At 71.2% G+C, this 458-nt stretch carries 1 protein-coding gene; it reads right to left on the bottom strand.

Going from position 1 to position 458, the window contains the following annotated elements:
- The coding region (locus KBX39_RS32830; protein ID WP_210874309.1) for an acyltransferase domain-containing protein at positions 1-458 on the bottom strand (458 nt) is incomplete at both ends.

The raw sequence follows: 458 nt of genomic DNA, 5'->3' as shown, positions 1-458 counted from the left end.
CGAGTGCGCACGCCCCGCTCCCGCCAGACCCGCTCCACCTCGTCCAGGGCCTCGACGGCACCGGAGACGACGACGGCGGCAGGCCCGTTGACGGCCGCGATACCGAGGCGGCCGGTCATCCCGACGATCGACTCGACCACCGCAGCCTCATCGGCGGCCACGGCCAGCATGCCGCCGCCCGTGGGCAGCGCCTGCATCAACCGACCCCGCGCGGCGACGAGCTGACACGCGTCGGCCAGGGACAACACGCCCGCGACATGCGCCGCCGTCACCTCACCGATCGAGTGACCAGCCAGCATGTCCGGCACGATCCCGAACGACTCCACCAGACGGAACAGCGCCACCTCGACCGCGAACAACCCGGCCTGCGTGAACACCGTCTGATCCAGCAACCCCGCCTCGGCGGAACCCGCCTCAGCGAACAGCACCTCCTTGAGCGGACGCGGCAACAACGGATC

Source organism: Micromonospora sp. D75 (assembly GCF_018070405.1).
GTDB classification, from domain to species: domain Bacteria; phylum Actinomycetota; class Actinomycetes; order Mycobacteriales; family Micromonosporaceae; genus Micromonospora; species Micromonospora chalcea.
This window is presented reverse-complemented; position numbering and strand designations above follow the sequence as displayed.